Origin of the sequence: Yoonia sp. R2-816 (assembly GCF_046762905.1) — a bacterium.
Classification (GTDB): Bacteria; Pseudomonadota; Alphaproteobacteria; order Rhodobacterales; family Rhodobacteraceae; genus Yoonia.
Genome location: NZ_JBKQXN010000210.1, coordinates 1 through 1,367, shown reverse-complemented (window position 1 = coordinate 1,367; position 1,367 = coordinate 1). Strand labels below are relative to the sequence as shown.

Genomic DNA, 1,367 nt, shown 5'->3' with positions numbered 1-1,367 from the left:
GTCCGTCATCGGAAACTCCTGTCATCAGATTGAGAAGGTCCCAATCGTCAAACAGGTGCGTCAGTTCGCAAAATCCACGCCGCTTACATCAGCGCACAACATCCGCCGTAAGCGCCAATACCGCGAGAGCGGTTTCGTCCTTGTCCCGCACAGCAGTCATTATGTTCGCGGACATCGAACGGCCGATATGCAGCCTCCGTGCTTGGATATGAGTTCTCCCGACTGCTTGGCATATTCACACAAAATCGCCGCGTGCGATCGCCTGCAGACGTTTGAGGACGTCCGTCTTCCTTCCATCCTGCAGACACTGCCAGTGGGTGTTGTCGCGTCCATCAGGAAAAATCTCGCAAAGGATGCGGTAAGCGGTAGCACCATTGTCGCCAAGGATTGCGAGCGCTTCGTCCAAACCGTCGATGATCGTGTCATTTGAATCGACCTGCCATCGCGGATACTTGGTTTCGCCGGTTGGGCCTGTGATCCCGAGCATCTTATGCGCCAGTCGCAATTCATCGACCTGTTGCGCTGAAAGGCTGAGCACGACCGCTATCTTTTCGGCGACCCACATGTCTTCGCGTGACAACATTTCCGCAAATCTTTTCACGCCGCGTGCGCGTGCTGCCGCGAGCGGGTCTTGGGAGCGGTCCATCTTTGCCACGTGCCTGCTGACCGCCTCCGCTATCAGGTTCTTGGCGTACTCTTCCACAGACAGCCCGGTTTCTTTGGCGTCTTGGTTTAACGCGACAATGATGGAACCGGGGATCTCCGTGATGACGACATCTGGCGTGGTTCGCCTTCCAAGTTGGACGCGGTGCATCACGTTCATCTTCTGTCGAAATGCCTGTCGATCAAAGATCTGCGGTTCGCCCGACATCTCTCCCGCGATGGGCGCGTCTTGCATTGAGCCTGCGTCCGACGCCGTGACAGCCTCGCCTATCAGTTGCTGCGCATAGAGTTCGACCGACAGTGCGGCCTCGATGGAAAGCCTGTGTATCGCGGCAAGAACTGAAGCCGGAATGTCGATGATCATTGGATCTTGCACAGCGGTGACTCCATGGTTGTTGTCTCATTCAAGTCAGTTTTGAGCTATCTGCCACACGTGGGGGTCATGACAGATCTCCATCAACTGACTATACGACCGCTGGCCTGCGGGTGTGCCGCGGCACAACGCGTTGCCAGTCCAAGCCCTCAAACAGAGCTTCGAACTGGGATCGATTGATGGTGATGACGAGCTATGCCCGAAAGTTGGTGACGGCGTGATTAGGCGGCATGGTTAAGTTGTTTGATCCCGTCTTTGAATTCAATCCCTTCGATGATCTCGGGCATGCGGTTTGCGCCGTCGAGCTTCCGCCATTTGGTCTGGGCTGACA

Annotated in this window: 1 protein-coding gene; it reads right to left on the bottom strand. The window is 55.9% G+C overall.

Features of this window, described 5'->3' with window-relative positions; genetic code table 11:
* Positions 1–235: 235 nt before the first annotated feature.
* A complete protein-coding gene (locus ACFWW2_RS13985) occupies positions 236–1,039 on the bottom strand; it encodes a hypothetical protein (RefSeq protein WP_393928761.1) in 804 nt (267 codons plus the stop codon).
* Positions 1,040–1,367 lie beyond the last annotated feature (328 nt).